At 66.6% G+C, this 22,804-nt stretch carries 19 protein-coding genes, 1 tRNA gene and 1 pseudogene; 8 read left to right on the top strand and 13 right to left on the bottom strand.

Annotated features, from left to right (window positions below; all coding sequences use genetic code 11):
* Positions 1-242: 242 nt before the first annotated feature.
* Positions 243-1,424: a PPE family protein gene (locus MKK62_RS12175; protein ID WP_240260841.1), complete on the top strand. Its 1,182-nt coding sequence runs from the start codon at positions 243-245 to the stop codon at positions 1,422-1,424.
* Between the two features lie 3 nt (positions 1,425-1,427).
* On the opposite strand, the gene rfbA is transcribed toward MKK62_RS12175, so the two are convergent.
* From rfbA to dcd, 8 genes are all read right to left on the bottom strand, one after another.
* Positions 1,428-2,294 (bottom strand): glucose-1-phosphate thymidylyltransferase RfbA, encoded by an 867-nt coding sequence (gene rfbA / locus MKK62_RS12170; RefSeq protein ID WP_240260842.1) that lies wholly within the window; start codon positions 2,292-2,294, stop codon positions 1,428-1,430.
* A gap of 11 nt (positions 2,295-2,305) precedes the next feature.
* Positions 2,306-2,674 carry a nuclear transport factor 2 family protein gene (locus MKK62_RS12165; RefSeq protein ID WP_240260843.1) on the bottom strand — a complete coding sequence of 123 codons (369 nt, stop codon included), beginning with the start codon at positions 2,672-2,674 and terminating at the stop codon, positions 2,306-2,308.
* A gap of 24 nt (positions 2,675-2,698) precedes the next feature.
* The gene (locus MKK62_RS12160; protein WP_240260844.1) at positions 2,699-3,454 is read right to left on the bottom strand and encodes a maleylpyruvate isomerase family mycothiol-dependent enzyme; all 756 of its coding nucleotides are present in this window, start codon (positions 3,452-3,454) and stop codon (positions 2,699-2,701) included.
* Between the two features lie 4 nt (positions 3,455-3,458).
* A complete protein-coding gene (locus MKK62_RS12155; RefSeq protein WP_240260845.1) occupies positions 3,459-4,784 on the bottom strand; it encodes a UDP-glucose dehydrogenase family protein in 1,326 nt (441 codons plus the stop codon).
* A gap of 114 nt (positions 4,785-4,898) precedes the next feature.
* Complete coding sequence (locus MKK62_RS12150) at positions 4,899-6,458, bottom strand: DUF7159 family protein (protein ID WP_240260846.1); 1,560 nt, start codon at positions 6,456-6,458, stop codon at positions 4,899-4,901.
* A 164-nt stretch (positions 6,459-6,622) separates the two neighbouring features.
* Positions 6,623-8,110: a DUF7159 family protein gene (locus MKK62_RS12145; RefSeq protein WP_240264184.1), complete on the bottom strand. Its 1,488-nt coding sequence runs from the start codon at positions 8,108-8,110 to the stop codon at positions 6,623-6,625.
* 240 nt (positions 8,111-8,350) lie between these two features.
* Positions 8,351-10,279, bottom strand: a complete 1,929-nt coding sequence (locus tag MKK62_RS12140; protein ID WP_240260847.1) for a DUF7159 family protein — start codon at positions 10,277-10,279, stop codon at positions 8,351-8,353.
* A gap of 112 nt (positions 10,280-10,391) precedes the next feature.
* Entirely contained in the window at positions 10,392-10,964 is a 573-nt protein-coding gene (dcd, locus tag MKK62_RS12135; protein ID WP_240260848.1) for a dCTP deaminase, read from the bottom strand.
* 125 nt (positions 10,965-11,089) lie between these two features.
* On the opposite strand from dcd, the gene MKK62_RS12130 reads away from it, so the two are divergent.
* The 4 genes from MKK62_RS12130 (at position 11,090) to MKK62_RS12115 (ending at position 15,605) form a co-directional block, all read left to right on the top strand.
* Entirely contained in the window at positions 11,090-11,644 is a 555-nt protein-coding gene (locus MKK62_RS12130; protein WP_240260849.1) for a hypothetical protein, read from the top strand.
* Between the two features lie 76 nt (positions 11,645-11,720).
* Positions 11,721-11,794, top strand: a tRNA-Gly gene (locus MKK62_RS12125).
* A gap of 510 nt (positions 11,795-12,304) precedes the next feature.
* On the top strand, positions 12,305-13,357 hold the full coding sequence (locus tag MKK62_RS12120; protein ID WP_240260850.1) for a LamG domain-containing protein: 1,053 nt from the start codon (positions 12,305-12,307) through the stop codon (positions 13,355-13,357).
* A gap of 37 nt (positions 13,358-13,394) precedes the next feature.
* A complete protein-coding gene (locus MKK62_RS12115) occupies positions 13,395-15,605 on the top strand; it encodes a hypothetical protein (RefSeq protein WP_240260851.1) in 2,211 nt (736 codons plus the stop codon).
* Between the two features lie 35 nt (positions 15,606-15,640).
* Here the strand turns inward: MKK62_RS12115 and MKK62_RS12110 are convergent.
* Together MKK62_RS12110 and MKK62_RS12105 are read right to left on the bottom strand one after the other, a co-directional pair.
* Positions 15,641-16,123 (bottom strand): annotated as a pseudogene (locus MKK62_RS12110) (hypothetical protein); the annotation flags it as partial.
* Between the two features lie 15 nt (positions 16,124-16,138).
* Positions 16,139-16,522, bottom strand: coding sequence for a DUF3761 domain-containing protein (locus MKK62_RS12105; protein ID WP_240260852.1), 384 nt, complete (start codon positions 16,520-16,522; stop codon positions 16,139-16,141).
* A 432-nt stretch (positions 16,523-16,954) separates the two neighbouring features.
* On the opposite strand from MKK62_RS12105, the gene MKK62_RS12100 reads away from it, so the two are divergent.
* Both MKK62_RS12100 and MKK62_RS12095 read left to right on the top strand, forming a co-directional pair.
* Positions 16,955-18,418 (top strand): biotin carboxylase, encoded by a 1,464-nt coding sequence (locus tag MKK62_RS12100; RefSeq protein WP_240260853.1) that lies wholly within the window; start codon positions 16,955-16,957, stop codon positions 18,416-18,418.
* The gene (locus MKK62_RS12095; RefSeq protein WP_240260854.1) at positions 18,415-19,599 is read left to right on the top strand and encodes a serine hydrolase domain-containing protein; all 1,185 of its coding nucleotides are present in this window, start codon (positions 18,415-18,417) and stop codon (positions 19,597-19,599) included. Before MKK62_RS12100 ends, MKK62_RS12095 begins: the two co-directional genes overlap by 4 nt.
* 9 nt (positions 19,600-19,608) lie before the next feature.
* Here MKK62_RS12095 and MKK62_RS12090 read toward each other — a convergent pair whose 3' ends face one another.
* Positions 19,609-20,433, bottom strand: a complete 825-nt coding sequence (locus tag MKK62_RS12090) for a formate/nitrite transporter family protein (RefSeq protein ID WP_240260855.1) — start codon at positions 20,431-20,433, stop codon at positions 19,609-19,611.
* Positions 20,434-20,609: 176 nt separating this feature from the next.
* Between MKK62_RS12090 and MKK62_RS12085 the strand changes: the two genes are divergently transcribed.
* A complete protein-coding gene (locus MKK62_RS12085) occupies positions 20,610-21,413 on the top strand; it encodes a mycofactocin-coupled SDR family oxidoreductase (RefSeq protein ID WP_240260856.1) in 804 nt (267 codons plus the stop codon).
* Positions 21,414-21,422: 9 nt separating this feature from the next.
* Here the strand turns inward: MKK62_RS12085 and MKK62_RS12080 are convergent, their stop codons facing one another.
* A complete protein-coding gene (locus tag MKK62_RS12080) occupies positions 21,423-21,689 on the bottom strand; it encodes a protealysin inhibitor emfourin (RefSeq protein WP_240260857.1) in 267 nt (88 codons plus the stop codon).
* A gap of 2 nt (positions 21,690-21,691) precedes the next feature.
* A complete protein-coding gene (locus MKK62_RS12075; protein ID WP_240260858.1) occupies positions 21,692-22,762 on the bottom strand; it encodes a M4 family metallopeptidase in 1,071 nt (356 codons plus the stop codon).
* Between the last annotated feature and the right edge of the window lie 42 nt (positions 22,763-22,804).

Below are 22,804 nucleotides of genomic sequence, written 5' to 3'. Positions count from 1 at the left end.
CAGATGTCGTCCCGGTCGACCTTCACGCATCCGCGCATTTTGCGCTTTGGAAAATTTGCATCAACGGATCTGGATAGATCGGCGTTTATCGAAAGGAGAGTTGCGATGTTCTCTGTTGCGACGCAGGCGCAGTCGCCCGCGGCAACGGCCGACCGCAACCGATTGTGTACCTCGACGGCCCCGAGTGTGGACCGTCGATGATCGACTTCGGCGCACTGCCACCTGAAGTCAATTCTGGGAGGATGTATTCCGGTCCCGGGTCGACGTCCATGCGCACGGCGTCAGCGGCGTGGAATCTGATCGCCGCCGAGCTCGAGTCGGCCGCAATCCAGTACCAGTCCACGATCGACGTGCTGGACGACGAATGGCTCGGCCCGACATCCGCGACCATGGCCGCCGCCGTCGCCCCCTACATCACCTGGATGACCACGACCGGAGCGCTGGCCGGCCAGGCCGCGGCCCAAGCCTCGGACGCCGCGAGCGCCTACGAAGCGGCTTTCGCGATGACCGTCCCCCCGATGGAAATCGCCGCCAACCGCGCGCAGCTGGCCATGCTGGTCGCGACCAATGTCATCGGCCAAAACACTCCAGCGATCGCCGCCAACGAAGCCATGTACGGCGAGATGTGGGCCCAGGACGCCGCCGCGATGTACGGCTACGCCGGAAGCTCGGCGGCCGCATCGGCGGTCAAGCCGTTCACTCAGGCACCGGAAACGTCTAACCCCGCCGCACAGGCGATGCAAGGTTCGGCGGTCAGCCAGGCCAACGGCGCCAGTACCGGCGCCGGCGTCCAATCTCAGCTGCAGCAGCTCACCTCGGCGATCCCAGGGTCGCTGAATCAGCTCACCTCGCCGATGTCCGCGGCGGCTGCCCCGCAAGACTTCGGCTTCCTCGGTCAGATCCTGAACTTCCTGGACGGCGCCGACGGTAACTCCATCGGAACCTTCCTGAACTCGAGCCTGGTGAACGGTTTCGTGTCGGCCGGCTACACCAGTCCTGCGATCATCACGCCCGCGGTCACCAGTGGTATCGCCGACATCAACTCGTTGAACCCCAACGTCGAGTCGGCGCCCGGCGGTGCCGGCGTCACCGGATACATCGCTCCGCCGCCGCCGGTTCCGACTCCCGCGGCCGTGCCGGGCGGGGGCGTGTCGGTGAACACCGGCGGCAGCACTCTGGTCGGCAAGCTGTCCGTCCCGCCGGCGTGGTCGGCGACGGCGCAAGTCGCCAACCACAGCGGCGTCACCTACGCCGGCGGTGGCTGGACCAACGCGGTGGGTCCGGCTGGCGGTGGTACCGAAGCCGTGCCGGCCGGTATGCCGGGCATGCCGGGCGCGTCCGCAGCCCGCAACGGCGGCTTCGGACACGGTCCCCGCTACGGCAACCGGTTGACCGTCATGGGACGCCCATTGTCCGGCGGCTGAGCGTCAGCCCCGTTCCAGTAGCTGCAGCAAATAGGTGCCGTAGCCGGATTTCAGCAAAGTTTCGGCGCGCCGGGTCAGCTGCGCATCGTCGATGTAGCCCATCCGCCACGCGATTTCTTCGGGGACGCTGACTTTCAGACCTTGGCGACGCTCGAGCGTGCGAATGTAGTCGCCGGCGTCGGCCAGTGAGTCGAACGTCCCGGTATCCAGCCAGGCGGTACCGCGGGCCAGCACGTCGACGGTCAGCCGGCCCTGATTGAGGTAGGTCCGATTGACATCGGTGATCTCGTATTCGCCACGCGCAGAGGGTTTCAGGTTCCGGGCAATCTCGACGACGTCGTTGTCGTAGAAGTACAGACCGGGCACCGCGAAATTCGACTTCGGCGTCGCCGGCTTCTCCTCGATCGAGAGAGCAATGCCGTCCGGGCTGAAGTCGACGACACCATAGGCCGACGGGTTGGCCACCCAGTAGGCGAAAATTGCTCCGCCGTCTATGTTTTGGTGGCGGCGGAGGTTGGTGCCGAGTCCTGGGCCGTAGAAGATGTTGTCGCCCAACGCCAAAGCCACCGAGTCGGACCCGATATGGCCGGCGCCGATGGCGAATGCCTGGGCCAGACCCTCGGGGCGACCTTGTACCGCGTAGGTGATGTTGATGCCGAATTGGCTGCCGTCACCGAGAAGTCGTTGGAATGCGGCGGCGTCGGGAACGGTGGTGATCACCTGGATGTCGCGTATCCCGGCCATCATCAGGGTCGACAGCGGGTAGTAGATCATCGGCTTGTCGTAGACGGGCAGCAACTGCTTGCTGACACCCATGGTGATCGGATGAAGCCGAGTCCCCGAGCCACCGGCCAGAATGATCCCTCGCATCCGCTACCCCCTCAGTCGACGAGATCGGCGTCCGTCAGATCGGTCGCGGCCAGCGCCGCAGCCACATTGTCGTGACGGAACACCGAAGTCACGTGATCGTGCACCACACGGAACGCCGACGCGACGGTTTGGCCGGATTCACCCGGTCCGCCGACCTTTTGCTCGACCACCACCACGCCGTCGTGCACATAGATCCGGCCCACCTCTGCGTGGCGCGGGTGAGCGGTTGCCCACTCCTGCAACGCGGCGTGGCCCTGGGCGGCGCCGTGCGCGTCGCCGACTTCGATGTCGTCGCTGGACAGGGCCAGCAGCGTGTCGGTGTCGCCCGCATTCAACGCGTCGTGCCACGCCAATACGGTGGCCATCTCCGATGTGGTCATGGTGTAGAAACGTACCGCGTGCGTCTAGAACGGCGTGCGGTCGAGCCAGTTCTGCCAAATCGACGCGTCACCAAATACCGCGATGTCGGTGTCGGCGACCGCAACTCGCCGCACGACTGCCAGCAGCAGGTCGACCGCCCCGCCGCGCAACGCCACGTCGCCCTTGTCGTGGCCGTGTGACCACGTGATCCGATGCCCGCCGGCGCGGATGGTCCATTCACCGGCCGCGCCCAGACCATGGTCGTCGGCGTGCAGGTGGACGGTTTGGCCGTCGTCCAGCGGGAGCGCCGCTTCGTTGCTGCCCGCTTGGGCCGCGACTCGCTCAAGCCATTCGCTGATGGCGTCGGCTGCCAGCTCAGGTGTGAGCGAGTAACCGACGCCGAGCGCCAGCGCGGCGTCGGCGCGATGCACGGTCGCCTCGTGCAGCCGCCGCCGCACCCACCAGGAGGCCGGACGCGAGCCCAGGAAAGTCCACACCGGGCTCTCCGCACCGACGTCGTCGATCGCGTCAATGAGCCGCTGAGCCCCCTCGTGCAGCCAGGCGATCGCCCCGTCCGGGTCGGATGGCGGCTTGCCGTTCGGGACCGTGCGCGGATCGAGGTAGTCGTCGACGCGGTCGGTGATGAGCTGCGCGGCCCACCGGTCACCGCGACCGACATGACGCAGCAGCTGGTCAAGGTTCCAGCCCGGACACGTCGGGATCGGGGCGGAGGCTTCGCCGCCGCGGATCAGCTCGCCGAAGGCGCGGTTCTGCTCGAGAAACTCGACCGCATAGTCCACGCGGTCAGGCTACGCGGCGCCCGAGGGAATGTAGGCGCCAACCGGCCTGCCGCCAGCGCTGCACGTCGAGGCAGTTGCGGCCATCGACCACGACGCGGGAGCGCACCCGGTCGGCGAGCACGTCGGGGTCGAGCTCGACGAACTCCGGCCACTCGGTGAGCACGAGCACTGCATCTGCCCGATCGCACGCTTCCTCAACCGAGACTGCGTAGTTCAGGGTCGGGAAGAGCCGCTGCGCGTTCTCCAGCGCCTTGGGATCGTAGACGTTGACCGCGGCGCCGTTGAGTTGCAGCTGGCCCGCGACGTTGAGTGCCGGCGAGTCGCGCACGTCGTCGGATTCGGGCTTGAACGCGGCGCCGAGAACGGCGATGTTGGCCCCGAGCAGCGAACCTCCGCACGCCTTGGTCGCGAGTTCGACCATTTTGGTGCGGCGCCGCATGTTGATGTTGTCGACTTCGCGCAGGAACGTGAGTGCCTGATCCGCACCGAGCTCACCGGCGCGGGCCATGAACGCGCGAATGTCCTTCGGCAAGCAGCCACCGCCAAATCCCAACCCGGCGTTGAGGAATCGACGTCCGATCCGCGGGTCGTGGCCGAGCGCGTCGGCCAGCAGCGTGACGTCGGCGTCGGCAGCCTCGCACACCTCGGAGATCGCGTTGATGAACGAGATCTTGGTGGCCAGAAACGCGTTCGCGGAGACCTTCACCAGTTCGGCGGTCTGCAAGTCCGTCACCAGGAAGGGCACGTCCTCGCCGAGCATCGGCGCGTACATCTCGCGGATCGCCGCCTCGGCACGCGTCGAATCATCTTGCACGCCAAGCACAATACGATCGGGGTGCAGGGTGTCGTGAATAGCGAAGCCTTCGCGCAGGAATTCAGGATTCCAGGCGACTTCGACGTCCACCCCGGTCCGCGCGGCGGAGCGGGCCCGTCCGACCAGCTCGGCAGCCGTGCCCACCGGGACCGTCGACTTGCCGACGATCACCGAGGGCCGGGTCAAACGAGGTGCGAGCGTGTCGATTACGGCATGGACGTGGCTCAGATCGGCCCCGTACTCACCGCGCTTTTGCGGTGTGCCTACCCCGAGGAAGTGCACGTCGGCGAACTCGGCGGCCAGGTCGTAATCGGTGGTGAACCGCAACCGGCCCGCTTCGATGTTGTCGCGCAACATCTTTCGAAGGCCGGGCTCGTAGAACGGTACGTCTCCGGCGGCCAGCTTGGCGACCTTGCCGGGATCGATGTCGACACCGACGACCTCGTGACCCAGTTCGGCCATCCCCGCGGCGTGGGTAGCACCCAGATAACCCGTACCGAAAACGGTGCACCTCATACACCCGTGTGTAAGTCGCGGCAATGAGCTAACGGCATCGCTCTTCTGAGCGGGGGTCAAACGTCAGGTGACGGTTTCGTGTCGAGGGTCAAACACGCTGGCCAGGCGCAGGGATCAGTGACCCCAGCCGCCGTGACCTCCGCCACCAAAGCCTCCGTGGCCGCCGCCGAAGCCGCCGCCGCCACTGCCGTGGCCACCACCGCCGCCGGGGAAGCCTCCGCCGCCGGGATAGCCACCACCGCCTCCGGGGAAGCCGCCGCCACCACCCGGGTAGCCACCACCACCGCCTCCGGGGTAGCCGCCGCCTCCAGGACCCCACGGACCCTGGCCGGGGCCACCGAGAACCGGCGGGACGCCGGGAATCGGGATCGGGATCGGCACCACGGCGGGTGGCGGTGCGGGTGCCGGTGCCGCCGGGGGCGGCGCGGGGGCGGGCGGCGGTGCTGCGGGCACCGGAGCAGGAGCTGGAGCCGGCGCCTCGGGTGCCGGCGCGGGAGCCGGTGCCGCCGGCGCGGGCGCATGAACGACGGGCTCGGGTGCCGGGGCTTCAGGAGCCGGCGCGGGCGCCTCGGGTGCCGGCGGGGGGGCGGCCGGGGCCGGCGCCGGAGCGGACGCCGGTGCGGGTGCCGCCGGTGCTGCGGGAGCCGGCTTGGCGTTGTGACCAGGATCGGGCCGGGTCGCCGCGGTCGGCCGCATGCTAACCGCCAACGCGACCAGCAAAGCCGCGGCGCCCACCACGAAAATCGCCGCCACTGCGCTGGCCACCAGGAACAGCGGTCGGCGGCCGCCGTCGGACTCCTCTTCGGCGACCCCGGTGTACAGACCGGTTTCCGCTTGGCTGTCGTCGGCGAGCGCGGTATAGGCGTCGTCGTCGGCAACTGCGCTGTAGGCCAGGGCCTGCTCGCCGGTTTTGCCGTCGGTCGCGACGTCGAAGTAGCCGGGCGCGACAGCGTAGGGGTTGATGAATCCGGTGCCGGGGTCTTGCGCGTAGGCCAGCGCCTCGGTCGACGAGGTGAACAGCGGGGCGTTGGCCGACGCCAGCGCCGCCCCGCGGGCCAGCGCGGTCTCGGGCTCCTCGGGGGCACTGACGATCATGCCGGTCGCTGCCTCCAGCCTCGGCTTGAGCGCGGCAATATCGACATCGCCCGACCCGACCAGGAACAGCCCATCGGGCCGGACACCCAGCGATTCCGCGCCGGACGCCAGCGCCGCGAGTTCGGCCGTCGGGTCGCCGCCCGGGGTCAATGGCTGACGGTGTACATCGGTGATCGACCCGTCGGCGCTGTTGACCACCGCCAGCGTCGCGGTGTCGGGCTCGACGAACAGCAGCCCGGTTTGGGAGTAACCCACGGAGTTGCCGACGACTTGGGCTAACGCAGCGGCCGCCATGAACGACGACACGAGCATGACGTTTTCGACCTTGCGCGCGGCCAACGCATCCCGCAGCGCGGCGGCCTCGACCGGATCGGTCCAGGTCACACCGATCGAGCGGAGGTCATAGCCGCTGTCGACAGCGCCTTCCCGGGTGCCGAGGATCGCGGACACCACTTGATCGGCCGCCTTGACCGTCGGTGCGTCGTCGGCGGCGTTGACGTCGAAGCCGTCCTCGTCGACCGTTGCACCGTCGGCGTTTTCGCCCTCGACGAGAACCATCCGGACCGCGGTGGGTGCCATCGAGACACCTAGTACGGTGTCCACTTTTCCTCCAAAGCTGCTGCTCGCTGACCGGGTTCGGAGCGGCGGGTTGATCGCCAGTAACTGTTACTACGACGATACCGATCCGCCGGTACCGGCGGCTATGGGTTGGCTATGCGTTATCGGCCTAAGAGTCGGGGTCGCTAGTGGCCGTGGCCGCCGTGACCCCAGCCGCCACCGCCGTGACCCCATCCGCCACCGCCGTGGCCCCAGCCACCGCCGCCGTGCGGACCGCCCCAACCGGGGCCGCCGCCACCGTGACCCCAGCCTTCGTCACCGTGCGGGCCGCCCCACGCGGGCGGAGGCGGCGCGAGACCCGGAATGCCGGGAAGGATCGGGCCCAACGGAATCGGAATCGGGGCCGGCACCACCGCCGGCGGCGGCGGGGCGGGCGCAAAGACCGGTGGTGGGGCGGGCGCCGGCGCAAATGCCGGCGGCGGCGCGGGAGCCGGGACCGCCGCGGGTGCCGGTGCCGGAGCGGCCGCGGGGGCCGGAGCCTGCACGGGTGCAGCCGCGGGCGCCGGCGGCGCAGCGGGCGCCGGAGCAGGGAGCTGCCGAGCCGGTGCGACCACGTTGTGAGTCAGGCTCGGCCGGGTGTCGGCCGACGGTCGGATGCTGAACGCCAGCGAGATCACCAGGCCCATCACCCCTGTCACGAACACCAGCAGCACGCCCATAGCCACCAAGAACGGCTTGCGGCTCTGCTGTTCCTGTTCCAGCCGATCGAAGTCGGGATACATCCCGGTAGTGAAGTCTTCATGCTGCTCGGGGCCGACATAGGCGTCGGGGCCGAGCTGCGTGTAAACCCCGGAGTCGTCGGCCACGGCGCTGTAGGCCAGGGCGTCGGCGCCTGCGTCCGGGCTCGGAACCGCCGCCTCGGCGACAGCCAGGTAACCCGGCGCACCCGCGTACTGGCTCACCGCACCGGTGCCAGGGTCGAGCGCGTAGGCCTGCGCGGCGGTCGAGGAGGCAAACAGCGGCGCGTGCGCCGAGGCCAGGGCCGCGCCGCGGGCCAGCGCCGTCTCAGGGTGGTCGGGAATGCTCAGCGGCAGCGAGGTAGCGGTTTCCAACGCGGGCTTGATCAGCGGGATATCGACCCCGGAGCCCACCACCAGCAGGCCCTCGGGCTGCTCGTCATGTTGATCGGCGCCGGAGACCAGGTTGACCAGCGTCGCGACGGCCTGGTCGTCGTCATCGGGCAGCTGCTCACGCTGCACGTCGATGATCGAACCGTCGGAGGTGTTGACGACGGCCAGGGTGGCGATATCCGGCTCGACATACAGCAATGCGTTGCGCGCGTACCCGGTTGCACTGCCGAGCGACTGCGCCAGCGCGGCCGCGGCCAGAAACGACGACACGAGCATCACGTTCTCGACCTTGCGGGCAGCCAGCGCGTCGCGAAGCTCGGCGGCGGCCCGCTGGTCGGTCCAGGTCACACCGGTCGAGCGCAACGCGTAGCCGGCCTCGTCCGCACTTTCTCGGGTACCAAGGATCGCCGAGACGACCTGTTCCGGCCCGCTGACGGTTGCCGGGTCTTCGTCGCCCGCGACCGCGATGTTGTCCTCGTCGACGGTTGCCCCGTCGGCGTTCTCCCCCTCGACCAGCACTACGCGGACCGTCGTGGGCGCCATCGATACACCGAGTACGGTGTCCACAGTTCCTCCCCGCTTCTTTGCTAGTCGTCCGCGGGCCATCTGGAGTTGGGCGGCTTGTCGGCCGCCCACACAGAACGCATCGCCACTTCGGATCGCGGCGTTACGACCGCGGACTTTGGTGTCCCAAGAAGACGTGACCAGGAGCGATGGTCGATACATGCCCCCCGGCCGACCCTTCTGCGGAAATTTTACCCTGCCACGCAACCGGCAAAACGGCTAATGGTGTCCCCCGCCAAAGCCGCCGCCGTGGCCGCCTCCACCGAATCCACCACCGCCGAAGCCGCCGTGCCCGAAGCCGCCTCCACCGAAGCCACCACCACCACCGAAGCCGCCTGGGCTATGACCGCCGCCAAAGCCTCCCGGACCACCGCCCAAGCCGGGATTGCCGCCGCCAAAACCGCCCGGACCGCCACCGAAACCGGGATTACCCCCACCAAAGCCTCCCGGACCACCGCCCAACCCGGGGTTACCCCCGCCAAAACCGCCCGGACCGCCGAATCCACCGGGCCCGTTGCCTGGTGGATTGAATGACGGTCCCTGCGGTGAGCCGCCTGGCGGCGAGAGGCCAGGGATCCCGAGTCCCGGCAGTCCAGGAATCAGCGGCGGCGCCGCCGGCGGCGGGAGGTGTCCGGGCTCGGACCCCGGCCCCTGCGGCGGCCCGATCTGACCCGGCTGCTGTGGATCGGGCAGATGCACCGGCGGTTTCGGCGCCGGCCAATGCACTGGAGGCTGCACCGGATCCGGCACCTGCACCGGCGGCGGAGCCGGCACCTGCACCGGCGGCGGAGCCGGCACCTGCACCGGCGGCGGTGCCGGAGCGTGCACGGGGATATGGACCGGAACGGGCGCGTGCACGGGAATCGGGATGGGCAGCGGGACGACCACCGGCGCAGGAGCGGGCGCTGGAGGTGCAGCCGGAAGCGGTGGCGCAGCCGGAAGCGGCACTGGCGCAGCGGGAATGGGTGGCGCGGGAGCAGGCGCCGCGGGCGGCGGAGCCGGAACGGCCGCGTGCGCGGGAGCCGGCACCACCGCGGGAGCGATCATGTGGTTGACCGCCGGTGCGGGTGCGCTGGCCTGAACCGGAGCCGCAGCGGGTGCTGGAGACTGGATGATGAGGTTTTGCAGCGGTCGGGGCAACAACGCCACGCTTGGCCGAATACCAAGGGCCAAAGCAACTTCCAACGACAGAGCGGCGGCGACGAAGATCACCGCCAAGATGCTGCCGACGAGGACGAGCGGGCCTCGCTGATGTTCGCTGTCCGGCTGCTCGAGACTCAACGCCGGTTGTTCGATGGTGTGAGCCTCGGCGTCCTCGTCCGGGACTGCGCTGTAGGCGAGGTCCTCTTCGCCCAGCGGAGTACCCAGCGGAACATCAGGTGCCACAAGGTATCCCGGCGACACGGCGTAGGGATCGACCGCGCCGGTGCCGGGGTCCTGGGCGTAGGCCAACGCCGCGGTCGACGAAGCGAACAGCGGAGCGTTCGCCGACGCCAGCGCCGCACCCCAGGCGAGCGCGGTCTCGGGCTCCTCGGCCGCGGTGATCGGAAGCGTCGTCACCGCCTCCAGTTGCGGCTTGATCGCTGCGACATCCACACCGGAACCGACGATGAACACGCTCTGCGGTTGCGTCTCGAGCTCAGCCAAACCAGCCACCATCGCGGCAAGTTCGGCGACTCCCTGGCCGCCGGACATCAGCTCTTTGTGGACGTCGGTGATCGATCCGTCGGCGGAGTCGACGAGAGCCAACGTCACGGTGTCAGGCTCGAGGAAGAGTAACGCGGTATGGGCGTCGCCGACCGTGCAACCAACCCTCTGCGCAAGCGCGGCGGCGGCCATGAAGGACGACACCAGCATGACGTTCTCGACCTTGCGGGTCGCCAACGCGTCGTGCAACGCGGCCGCGTCGACGGGGTCCGTCCACGTAACCCCCGTCGAGGTCAGAGCATGACCGGCCTCGCTGGCGCCCTCGCGGGTGCCCAGGATCGCCGACACCACCTGATCGGCGGCGCTGAGCGTCGCCGCGTCATCGTCGGTCGCGATGCCGAACGTGGAGTCCTCGACCGTCACGCCGTTGGCGTTTTCGCCTTCGACCAGCAACATCCGAACCGATGTGGGGGCCATCGAGACCCCGAGCACGATATCCACCGCGCCTCCAGAACCATTTCGTAGCGCGCCACGGTTTTAGGCGGAGGGAACACCGCGTCCGGCGCTACTACTGCATAGTCTTCGCGCTAGCTGTGCTGTGGGGCAGTCAAACTTAAGTGGACCTTATGAAATTCAAATAGGACTTCGACGGCGTCGGTCCGCGCTGACCCTGGTACTTCGAGCCGACCGTCGCGCTGCCATAGGGATGCTCGGCCGGGCTGGTCAGCCGCAGGATGCACAGCTGACCGATCTTCATGCCGGGCCACAGGGTGATCGGCAGGTTGGCGACGTTCGACAGTTCCAGGGTGATGTGGCCGCTGAACCCGGGATCGATGAAGCCGGCCGTCGAGTGGGTCAGCAGACCCAGCCGCCCGAGTGACGACTTGCCTTCCAGCCGGCCGGCCAGATCCTCGGGCAGCGTGCACGTTTCGAGCGTCGACCCGAGCACGAACTCGCCCGGGTGCAGCACGAACGGCTCGCCCTCGGCCGGCTCGACCAACGTGGTCAGCTCGTCTTGCTGCTGCGCGGGGTCGATGTGGGTGTAGCGGGTGTTGTTGAACACCCGGAACAGGCTGTCGAGGCGGACGTCCACGCTGGACGGTTGGACCAGGGCGTCGTCGAACGGATCGATTCCCAGCCGCCCGGCGGCGATTTCGGCCCTGAGATCGCGATCGGATAGCAGCACGCGAAGAGCGTAGCCGCTAGGTACCCAAGCACGATTGCCGACGACGATTGACCAGTCCGCGCGGCCTGAATCCTGCGCACTGACCAGGCGGGTTTTTGCGGCAGTACAGCGGGTAATCGCCGTAGGTGCGCGCGGAATCAGTTGTCGCCGCAGCCGCGTTCATCGCGGCCGTCGCTGCCTGCTCGTATCCCGCCGCCTCCGCCGACTCCGAGAGTCCACCATTCCCGACAACTCAGGGGGGCGTGCCTCTGCACGCGCGGTCGGCACCGGGTGCAACCGCCGACATCACTGTCAACAGCGCGACGCGGTTACCGCCAGGGTGCGCGTCTCATTTTGCGAATCCGGCGGGTGACCCCGGATGCACCGTCGTCGAACTGACCATCACCGGGACATCGGAGTACTTCTTTCAGTTCAACTACGCCAACATGTTTGCCGGATACGGCGGCGGCAACCAGCCGTGGACCCATCCCGACGATGCACCCCAGGCTGCAACCCTCTCGGTCGACTTCCAGAGGCTTGACAAGATGCCCCCCTTGCAATCGGGCGGCGTTCACGACGGCCAAACCGCGCATGGATTCGTCGGCTTCGTGATCCCGGCGGGCAGCGACCTATACATGACGATCAACGATCCCGAAAGTCGCACTCCCTACACCGAAGCGGGATTCATCGTTCACACCTGACGCAGATCAGGACGGGACACTCGGTCACCAGTGCCCTCGTGCGTCTGTATGCTCACTCGCAGTCAAAAGACGCCTTGCCGATGTAGTTCAATGGCAGAACATCAGCTTCCCAAGCTGAATACGCGGGTTCGATTCCCGTCATCGGCTCCACGATTTCCACTTGGTCAGCCGCTAGGCGTTGATCAGCACCCGATCCGGCCGACGATGCGACGCCACCTTTCCCACACCCGTAGTCGCCGGTCCCGTGCGACGGTGTCGGCCCGCACTCCCGCAAAGGCATTTGATGGCCCCTACCCACACACGGTTTGCCGACGAAATTCCTAAGTGATACAGGGATTTTACTTGTAAATGGCAAAACGGATGCTGCGGAGGTTCCGGGATAGGCTCATTTCCCGGTGTTCCTCTCGGCCGCGGCCACTTGCCGACGAAATGAAAGTCGCGAGGGGCACTGAACGCCGGGATTAGCGAAAGCTCGTGTCCACCAAATGGTTTGAACGCACGTTGGGCGCGTCAGTCCGGCTACTTCTTCCGCCGCTCGTAACTTCATTCGAAGGTATTAATTTCTTTTCCTCCAAAGTTCACAAAAAGTAATCTGCGAAATCGCAGTCTTCGATCAGGCGCTCAACTAGATTCGCTCCCACACAAGCCAAGGGGTTGCTCTTGATCGAGGCCTGGGAACTCGTCCTGCATCACACGTACAGCGGCACCCCGCGTGTCGTCATCGACGATTCTCCGGGCCGCCAATGCCACGGTGTCGCCATTAATTTGACCGATGACGATTTTCTCGCCGATGGCGCCGCCCCTAACTCGGGCGCGGTGCGATGTCACCCCGACAGCATGATCCGGGTGCCGGCAACCAAAGTGCTCAACGAGATGTCCAGCGTGCGCGTCGAAGTCACGTTCATCTGCGATCGCCCTGAGGGCGGGGACCTGGTAATCGGGGATTCCTTCGGTTTCGGTATTGGGAACGGCCACTTGAGTGCTGGGTGGGCGAACGTGGCCGGATCATTTGGCGGTTACACGATCGGCGCGACGGGCCCCCCACTCGCGGTGGGTCAGTGGCACACGGCGGGCTACTTCTACGACGGATTCTTGTCTCACGGATTCACCCAAAACGGGCAGAAGGTCAGCGATTTCCGTGACGAGATCCACCCGCTGAATCCGGTCGGCGCCCTCCGCATCGGCAATCGCGACGTTGGCCAAACGGGTAGTCCCACTGTTCGAAAAGGCTTCGCAGGCCGCATCGATGACGTCAAGGTATGGCGGCTAAACCCCCACTACGTCGACGCGGCGTTTCAAGACCGACCGACCGACACAGACACCAACGACTGCTGGCGCCAATGGCGACGGGCACTCAACGCCGCACTGAGCGACGGTTCCGAATGCGCTGCCGTGGTGACCGATCGGATTGCCCGGGCGGTGGCGGGCGTCATGCACAGCGCCGCGGCGAGTGACGACGTCGCTGCCCAGTGGGAGTTCGCCGCGCAGCGCTACGCCGAATTCTGGCAGGCAGACCAGCTCGACCAGATCGTGCCCGTGCTCGTCGATCTCGTCAGCTATCTCCGCGGAGCCGGCGTCGATCCGACGAACGACGCCGACGTCATCGCATTGATTCACGAGCCGTGCTTCGACGAGATCCGGCGCAAGCTTCCGCCCCTGGACTGCGATCAGAAGTTCGTGAGCATGCTCGAGCATCTGGAGATTTCCCTGTGACCCGTACCGCCCCGACCAGGTCCCGAGGGAAGCATTCATGACGCGCAAAAAGTTGACCACCGGCAATTCCGTCAACGACGCCAACACCTTTCAGACCGCCGCTGTCGCCCCCGCACCAAACACCCTCGTGTTGGCCTTCGTCATCAACGCACGCTCATTGGCCACCACAGCGCCGGCCATCCCCACTGCCGTTGGCAACGACACGGCCTGGGTACTGGTGGAGACGGTGACCGCGGGTAGAACGAACGATCGTCGGCTCTCGTGTTTTCGGTCGATGGCGAACGCTCCCACGGCTGGACCGATCACCTTTAGTTTCGGCGGAGAGACTCAGGACTTCTGCGCCTGGTCGATCCTGCAGTACGACACGGTGGACACCAGCGGTACTTCCGGCAGCGGCGCGATCTCCCACAGCAGCACGGCGCGCGACGACGCCGACGTCACCAGCCTCGTCGCCACTCTCCCGTTGGCCGCCGATCCGTCTCACAACACCGCGGTGGGCGCCGTGCTGCTTCCGACGCCGGCCAACGAAAGTCAACCGCTGCAGCCGGGTCCAGGCATGGCGAAGGTGGACGAACAAGATTTGACGCAATTCTTGGCCCGCGGCGCCACACTGCAAACCCAGGACGCGGCGCCGGCACGTGCGGATGTGCAGTGGACCTGGACCACCCCCGGTCCGGCCGCCGCCATCGTCGTCGAAGTGGCAGCCGAACCGGTGAGCCCGGGCCCGTCGGGCCCCACTCCACAGCCGTCGCCCACCATTCCGGTCGACGAGCTGGTCCGCCGGTTTGCTCCCGTGCTGACTTTCCACCCCGAAGAGGTGTTCTTTCCCGTCGACGCCAAGCGCTACCTCGAACACGCGGCGATGTGGAACGCTCGGGCGGCATTCGACGAGACACGCGACTGGGGAGGCGTTCCCGCCGACCCCTTCCCGCGCAAGCCGTCCGTACCGGCCGGCGCACTCACCGGCCTCGCGGACGAAGGCGGAACCTTCATCGGCGATCCAAAATTCGTCCTCGCCGGCTCCGCCCAAGAACTCTTCCTCGAGCTCGGCGGCTGGAAGAACCGCGACAGCGTTCACGAACCCGAGGTCACCACCGACAGCGCCAACACCTACGCCGACCGCGCCGAGATCGCCAGGCGTTACCGTGAACCTGCGCTGGAGGCCAGCCAATATTGGTACCACGCCGAAGCTTTCGACTATCAGCGTCTGAAAACCATTGCGGGCCGCACTGGGACCGCGGACCTGCTGCCGCTCTTCGAGCGCTTCAAAGATCCGGTCCTGCTCTGCTATTACCTGTTCTTCGCCGCGCATGAACACGGCGTCGGCGAAGGCACTTGCACGAACATCGAAGCCAAGGAGAACGGCTGCCACGCCGGCGACTGGCAGTGCGTCGCCATCCTGCTGCAAGGCGACGGCAGCGGCTCGGCGGCCAGCTTCAACCCGGCGTTCTACGGCGTTACCGGCATTCAGCCCGCCCAGGTTGATGTCGACGGCAACCCGACCTTTCGCCCGTACCAGTACGACTCCGAACGCCGCACGGTGATGAAGGTCGAGGCATGGCGGCCCGCCACCGGTCCCACTGCCAATCAACCGCAGGTCGAACAACGGGACCATGCACACCTGTTCGTGGCGCGCGGTTCACACAGCCTCTACGCCACCCCCGGCGACCACGAATTGGACGTTCAACCGTATTCCGGACCGTCGGACTGCGGACGATCCGACACTGTCACCATCACGACCGACGATTGGCCGGCGTCCGGCTGGCTGAAGGCAGCGGCCTTCAACGCCAAGATCTTGACTGGCGGGGCTTTCGGTCCGATCGGTGCGATCGCCGGTGTCGTCGCCGCCGCCGCGGAATTGAAGCACTGGCTCGACGACGTCCCCGATCCGTTTTCACCGACCGATCAGCCGAATCCCGACCGGACTGCGCCCCCAAGCGCCGGTATCACGGTGCGACCGCCGGGCGTCGACGTCGCCGGCGTGGCTGCGGACCGGCTCAAGGACTGGCGCGCCCAGCAGAACACCCAGATCGACGGACGCAGATACGACGTCATCGTCGACAGGGCCACGCAGAAGTGGTGGCCTTCCGACGACGGCGCAACCGGCTTCCTGGGCCGCTGGGGCCAACGGGTAACCGAGGACTCGACGGGACGGCGCGCCGGCCCCACGTTCCCCGACTTCGCCGCGATGTTCTTCTTCGCGCTCGCCGACGGCGACCACCGGGCGCTGCTCGACCTCAACACCTGACCACTTGCCGGATTCCCGTCATCGGCTCCACGAAGTCATGGATGCGTGACGAGATACGTCTCCCGGCCCAACCCCTTGGTGAGCTCGTCGATCCTGAACGGGCGGTCGAGTCGCGCGTGCAGCGCCTTCGGGTCGATCAGGAGGCTGATTTCTGCGGTCTGCCGCGCGAAGAGCCGCCCGATGAGCGGGTAGATCCGCCGCATGACCGCTCGTTCCGCGGACGTGCACCGTGAGGCGCAGTAGCCGACGTGTCCGATCTCGTCGGTGAATATCTCGGTGTAGAGCAGCTCGATCCGCGCCGACACCTCCGGTTCGTCGGCGAACAATTCGAGGCCGACGCGGCGCAGTTCGTCGAACATGATGCAGCCGGCCATCTCGGCCGCCCCGACGAATAGGAAGCTCAGCCGTGCGGGAATGAACACGCCCGTCTTGACGAACTGCCGCATCACGAACGGCGGCGGAACGACCTGGAAGTTCAGATCGAACACGTCGAGCGCATAGGCCAAAAGCCTTGTGTGACCGTCAATCAGTGCCTAACTGGTCAGCCACTGCGACACTCCCCCGTGGCGCGAGCACGTGCCGGAATGGTGGGTGCTGAACGAGTAATCGCCGTCCCGGCATATGGCCGTCGCACCGGGAGGCGGGCCGACCGGGCTGCCGCCGCCGACGCCGGGACCGGTCTCAGCACCCGGGCCGACCAACTGGGGCGCGGTAGCCAGGTCCGGCGCCCCACCAGTCGAGGGCGTTTCCGACGAATCCTTCGACGGCCTGGGAATGCAATCCCCGTCCGAATTTCTATAGAAGCCCGACCCGCAGCCGGTCACATAGGCCGGCGGCGCACTGAGCGCCACCGGAGCCGCACCTACACCGATAGCACCCATCGCGGCCAGGACAAACAACGCAATACGAACGCGCACAACCCACCTCATGAAAAACTGTTGTGTCGAGAATGAGCTGCCGACGCCCCCGGCGCACAGCGTAAAGCTTCCCGCCCGACGTCGTTATGGTTTTGACATAAGCAAGCCGCCCTACTCAGCGGCGAACACGTCGGGCAGCCCGCCCGGGAACAACAAAGTCCCCCGCCGTGACAGGTACCCGCGACCAGGGTCCCACTGCCGGCAGCCGCCGTGGGTAGTAGTCGAGCCCCTCGTCGCGCATCGGTTCGAGTTCGTCGACCAAATGAATTGCGGCGGTGTCCCTTTGACGTCTTCTTCGGGTGCGTAGCCGGCAAAACATGTCGAGTCGCTCGACCACACATTGCCGTGGCCGCCTCGACACATCCGTCGACACGTGCACACTGGTGTGATGACGACATTTAGATTTTCCGGCGTCACGTCCTTGGCGGCCTGATGGCGCCCGACGCGCCGCGACGGCTCGAAGGGCTGTCGGACATTCGTGCGTTCTTCCACACGAATTCCGTGCCGCTGTTCTTCATCTCACCCACGCCATTCAACCTGCTCGGCGTCGACCGCTGGATCCGAAACTTCTTCTACCTCACCTACTTTGATTCATTCGAGGGAACGCATTCGCGGGTGTTCGTCCCCCGCCGTCGCGACCGGCTCGACTTCGACTCGATGGGCGACGTGTGCAACCACCTGCTGACCGACCCCGAGACCGTCGAGTTCATCGCCAGTCGAGGCCCCGGCGGTAAGGCGTGCTTCGTCATGATGGACGAAGAAACGCAGCGGCTCGCCCGGCAGGCCGGCCTGGAGGTCATGCATCCACCGGTACGGCTGCGCGAACGTCTCGGCTCCAAAACCGTCATGACCCGTTTAGCTGACGAGGCCGGAGTCCCGAGCGTTCCGCATGTGATGGGTCGAGCCGGTTCCTACGACGAGCTGCTGAAACTGGCGCACGATGCAGACCTCGGCGACGACCTCGTCATCTCCATTCCTGTCGGCAACGCCGGTAGCGGGACCTTCTTCATTCGGGGGCAGGCCGACTGGGACGAGCATGCCGAGGAACTGACCGAGCAGTCCGAGTTCAAGGTGATGAAGCGCATTCGCAACGTCGAGGTGTGCATCGAAGGCGCCGTCACACGGCACGGCACCGCGATCGGCCCAGCGATGACCAGCCTCGTCGGTTATCGAGAACTGACCCCGAACCGGGGCGCCTGGTGCGGCAACGACATCTGGCGTGAGGTGCTGCCACCCGACCAGACCCACGCGGCCCGGGAGATCGTGCGCAAGCTGGGTGACATCTTGAACCGCGAGGGCTATCGGGGCTACTTCGAGGTGGATCTGCTGCACGACCTGGACTCCGACCAGCTCTACCTCGGCGAGGTCAACCCGCGCTTGAGCGGAGCCAGCCCGATGACGAATCTGACGACCGAGGCCTACGCCGACATGCCCTTGTTCCTGTTCCATCTTCTGGAGTACATGGACGTCGACTACGAGCTGGACATCGACGGCATCAACGAGCGCTGGGAACGCGGTTACGGTGAGGACGAGGTCTGGGGCCAGGTCATCATCAACGAAACCTCCTCGGACGTAGAACTTTTCACCGCCACACCGCGCACGGGGGTGTGGCGTATCGACGACGACGGCCGGGTCTCGTTCGCGCGGCCGGCCAACGACTGGGCCACCTTGCTCGACGGGTCCGAAGCGTTCTACATGCGGGTAGCGGCACCGGGCGATCTCCGCACCGAGGGCGCTCAACTGGGCGTACTCGTCACCCGCGGACACCTGCAGACCGACGACTACCGGCTGACCGAACGCTGTCAGCGCTGGGTCAAGGGCATGCGTGCCAAGTTCGTCTCGACACCGCTGGCGCCCGCTGCACCGATCGTCTCGCGGCTCGTCGCACGAGCGTGACGGCGCAGGACCGCGCCAGCGACGCCCCGGCAGGCATCTCGCTGGAAAATTGGCTGTCGCCGCCGTATTCGCGCTGGTCGTTTCAGCACGTGGACGACTTCGTGCCGACCACGCTGATCACGCGCGGCGACGGTCCAGTGGCGCGCTTCCGGAGAGCCGGTGCATCGGTGGCCGATATTTCGGTGACCGTGTCCGATGGGCAGGCGAGCACAGTCGGAGCCGTCATGGCCGCCACCGCCACCGACGGGTGGGCCGTCGCGCACCGGGGATGCCTGGTGGCCGAGGAGTACCTCGACGGCATGACGGCCGAATCGCGGCATCTGGTGTTCTCGGTGAGTAAGTCCCTGGTCGGCGCGGTCGTTGGCGTACTGCACGCCGCGGGTGCCATCGATCTCGACGCGGCGATCACGAGTTTTGTTCCTGCGCTTGCAGATTCGGGCTATGCCGGTGCCTCCGTCCGTCATCTGCTCGACATGCGGTCGGGTATCGCGTTCCGCGAGGATTACAGCGACCCGGCCGCCGAGATACATCTGCTTGACCAGGCCATGGGCTGGGCTCCGAGAACGAGCCCGACCGCGCCCGCGACGATGCGTGACTTCTTGCTGACCTTGCAGCAAAAATCGCCGCACGGCGGCCCGTTCGAATACCGCTCATGTGAGACCGATGTGCTCGGTTGGGTCTGCGAAGTCGCGGCGGGCCAGCCGATGCCCGACCTGATGTCCGAATGTCTGTGGAGCCGGATCGGCGCCGAGTATGACGCGACCATCGCCGTCGACCCGGCCGGCACCGGATTCTTCGACGGCGGTGTCAACGCCGCGCTGCTCGACCTCGTTCGGTTCGGCGCACTGTTCCTCCACGACGGCGTGTCCTTGACCGGCGATCAGGTGGTGCCGGCGGCGTGGATTGCCGACACGCTCGCCGGAGGGCCCGACTCGCGTCAGGCCTTTGCCGCGAATCCGGACGACACCGATCTACCGGGCGGCATGTACCGCAACCAAGTGTGGATCCCCAACCCGGGCAGCGATGTCGTGTTGTGCCTGGGCATGTGCGGACAAATGATCTACGTCAACCGTGCCACCGACACGATCGCCGCCAAGGTCTCCGCGCAGCCCCACTCGCACGAGCCGCACATGCTCGACACGTTGCGCGCTTTCGACGCCGTGGCGCATGAGTTGAGCTGACACCGCACGCTATTGCGAAGTGCGTTCAACTTCGTCACGCTCTTGGTGGAGCCGGTCCTTGCTGCGCAGCAGCCGTGGCAGGGTCACCAACACCAGGCCCCCGACCACGTTGCCGACGGCGGTGTAGGCGAACCAGTAGAGCCAGTCGAGGTAACCGAACGGCGCCTTGCCGGTGATCAGCGCGCCAAAGATCAATAGCGAGTCGAGGATCGAGTGAAACATCTGGAGACCGGCGAGCAGGAAGGCGACCGCGATCGCCGCTGCCATCTTGCCGACCACCGCATCGGTGCCATGTTGCATACGGGTCATCAGCGTGATGGCCATCCCGCCAAGCACGGCCAGCGCGAGCGACTGCATCGACAGAGGAGCCAGCGCGAAGTGCGCGCCGGACTCGACGGCCTGCGCGTGAAGCTGCGGAAACGCCGCCATGATCAGCCACATCAAGCACCAGCCACCCGCAAGGTTCGCGGCCAGCGTCCCGCCCCACAACTTCAACAGCTGGGCGATGCTGGCACGCTTCGCGGCGACCGTCGTGATCGGAATCAGAAAACCCTCGGTGAAGAGTTCGCTGCGACCCAGCAGCAGTGCCAAGAAACCGATCGAGAAGGCGATACCGCCGACCAGCGGATTGTGCGTCGCATGCAGCACCGACAGGTAAGCCAGCACGCCCATCGCCACTTCCGTGCCGCCGAAGAAGCCGGTCACCGTCACGCCCCGCCACGTCCGGTGCAGGCGCTGGGTGCCTTCGGCGATCATCCTGTTGAACGCCCGCTCGAGTTCGTCCTCGATCGGGCTGTCGGACTCGCCGAGGTGGCGTTGATCGGTTTTGCTCATGTCGGTCCTTCGGTCGGTACTGGCCTCGCGAGTACCCCGTAACGCGCCACCTGCCAGCAAAATGGCGCAACACACGCCAGCCGGCTTCGTGCCCGAGGCAACCACGCCGCCGAAACCAAGCCTGTCGCAAGTGCTTTCGCGACCGAAAGACACATCGCCTGGTAGCTTCGTCAGCTATGGGTGCCTTGGACGGACGCGTTGCCTTGATCACCGGCGGAGCCCGCGGGCAGGGCCGCGCGCATGCGCTGGCGCTGGCCGCCGAGGGCGCCGATGTCGTCGTCGCCGACGCGCCGAACCCGATGGCGGAGCTGACCTACCCGCTGGGGACCGAGGACGACCTACGCGAGACCGCGAAGCTGGTCGACGAGCTGGGCCGCCGCTGCGTGCCGGTGACCCTGGACGTCCGCGACGGCGCCGCCGTCGAGGCCGCGGTCGCGCAGACGGTCGCCGACCTGGGCAGCCTCGACATTGTGATAGCCAACGCCGGCGTCGTCAGCACCGGGCCGCTCGACGAGGTCAGCGACGGCGTGTGGCAGCAGCTGGTCGACACCAACCTGACCGGCGCGTTCCACACCCTGCGCGCGGCCATCCCGGTGATGCGCCGACAACGGTTCGGGCGGATCGTCGTCACCTCGTCGATGGGCGGCCGGATGGGCATCCCGGACCTGGCCGCCTACAACGCCACCAAGTGGGGAGTCATCGGGCTGGCGAAGTCCGCCGCGCTAGAAGTTGCCAAGGAGGGCGTGACGATCAACGTCGTCTGCCCCACCACGACGCAGACCCCGATGGTGCAACCCGCCGGCGGCGACGACATACCCGACGACCTGGTGCGCCGGATGATGAAGGCCAACCCGATCCCGCAGCCGTGGCTGCAGCCCGAAGACGTCAGCCGCGGAGTGCTGTACCTGGTGACCGACCCGGGTGTCATCACCGGCAGTGTGCTAGAAATCGGCCTCGGCGGCAGCGCCCGCATCCACTGAAGCGACGGGTCAGATCTCCGGTGTGCATACGCTTGCCACCCCGGCAGGTATCGCACTTTCCGGAATCTCTCGCGTCGTGCGGCCGAGAATGCCTTCACGGGTGACGACGTACGTGTATCTGTCGGCGCCGGGCTCGCGGGTGGGCGGTTCCTCGCTGTCGAGAATCTGTTCCAGCGCGTTGCGGTCATTCGGATCCAGTGCGTCAGCGTCGATTGTGCCGCTCGCTTTCAGGCCCGCGATACCGCCTCGTCGCTCAATGAAGTAGCGATCCTGCATTGCTACGCCTCGCTCGGGTCCGGGATGCCGACTCGCGTCCACGCCTCGTCCACGCCACGATAGACCCTGGTATCACTGGGGAACAGCGACCTGGCGGCAGTGCGGGTGAGCGCCGCGAAATTGCCGAAGCTGGTATACGGACGGGCCTTGCTACCGCTCAGCGCGGCGTACCAGACCTTTCCGGCCTTCTCCCACGACTGTCCACCGATAGCAGTCGCCGCCAGGTAGAACGCGTGATTCGGTATACCGCTGTTCTCGTGCGGGTCGCCGCCCGCAACGTACTCGCTGTAGTGCGACGGCTGCGGCGAAAGGCATTGCGGTAAGCCGGGTTCGGCCAGACTGCGTAGGCACGTGTACCCCTTGGCGGCCGCGACGGGACCGATGACGCCGGCGCCGATCAGCCAGTCCGCCTGCGTAACCGCTTGTTTGCGTCGCCACTGGTGGAACATCGCGCCGAATACATCGGAGACACTCTCGTTGAGGGCGCCCGGCTCGTCGGTGTAGTCCAACCCTGCCGTGAATTGTGTGACGCCGTGCGTCAACTCGTGACCGATGACGTCGTCGGACTTGGTGAAGTCGGTGAAGACCCGGCCGTCGCCGTCACCATACGTCATCTGAGAGCCGTTCCAGAAGGCGTTGTCGTAGCGGACGCCGTAATGAATCGACGACATCAGCGTCATGCCCGCGTTGTCAACCGAGTTGCGCCCGAAGCATTCCCGGTAGAAGTCGACGACGGCACTAGTTGTGTCGAATGCGCGTTTGGCCGTCGGATCAGAGCTCTCGCCCGGCTTCGAGACGGGTGAGCCGGGCAGCGACTGAGTGTTCTTGCAGTCGTAAACGGTCACCGCCGGAATGGGAGTGAGCACGTCCGCGACACTGAGGCCGGTCGTTTTCGCGGCGAGGAGCAGGGTCTGCGTCGCCTCGGTGTGCGCGGTGCGCAGCTCGCGCCACGCGGGCTCTACCGCGGCACTATCGAGCAGTGCCTGCCGCGATTCGGCCGGGATCGAGTCATCGTCGGCGAGCCTGCGCAGTACTGCCGTTGGAACGATGGAGCGACTGCCATCAAAGCACACTGCAACTCCTCCGAGCTCGATTCACCGGGTCTGACCCATGTA

This window comes from Mycobacterium paraterrae, assembly GCF_022430545.2.
Classification (GTDB): domain Bacteria; phylum Actinomycetota; class Actinomycetes; order Mycobacteriales; family Mycobacteriaceae; genus Mycobacterium; species Mycobacterium paraterrae.
Note: the sequence above shows the minus strand (reverse complement) of the source record. Positions and strands in the feature narration are given on the sequence as shown.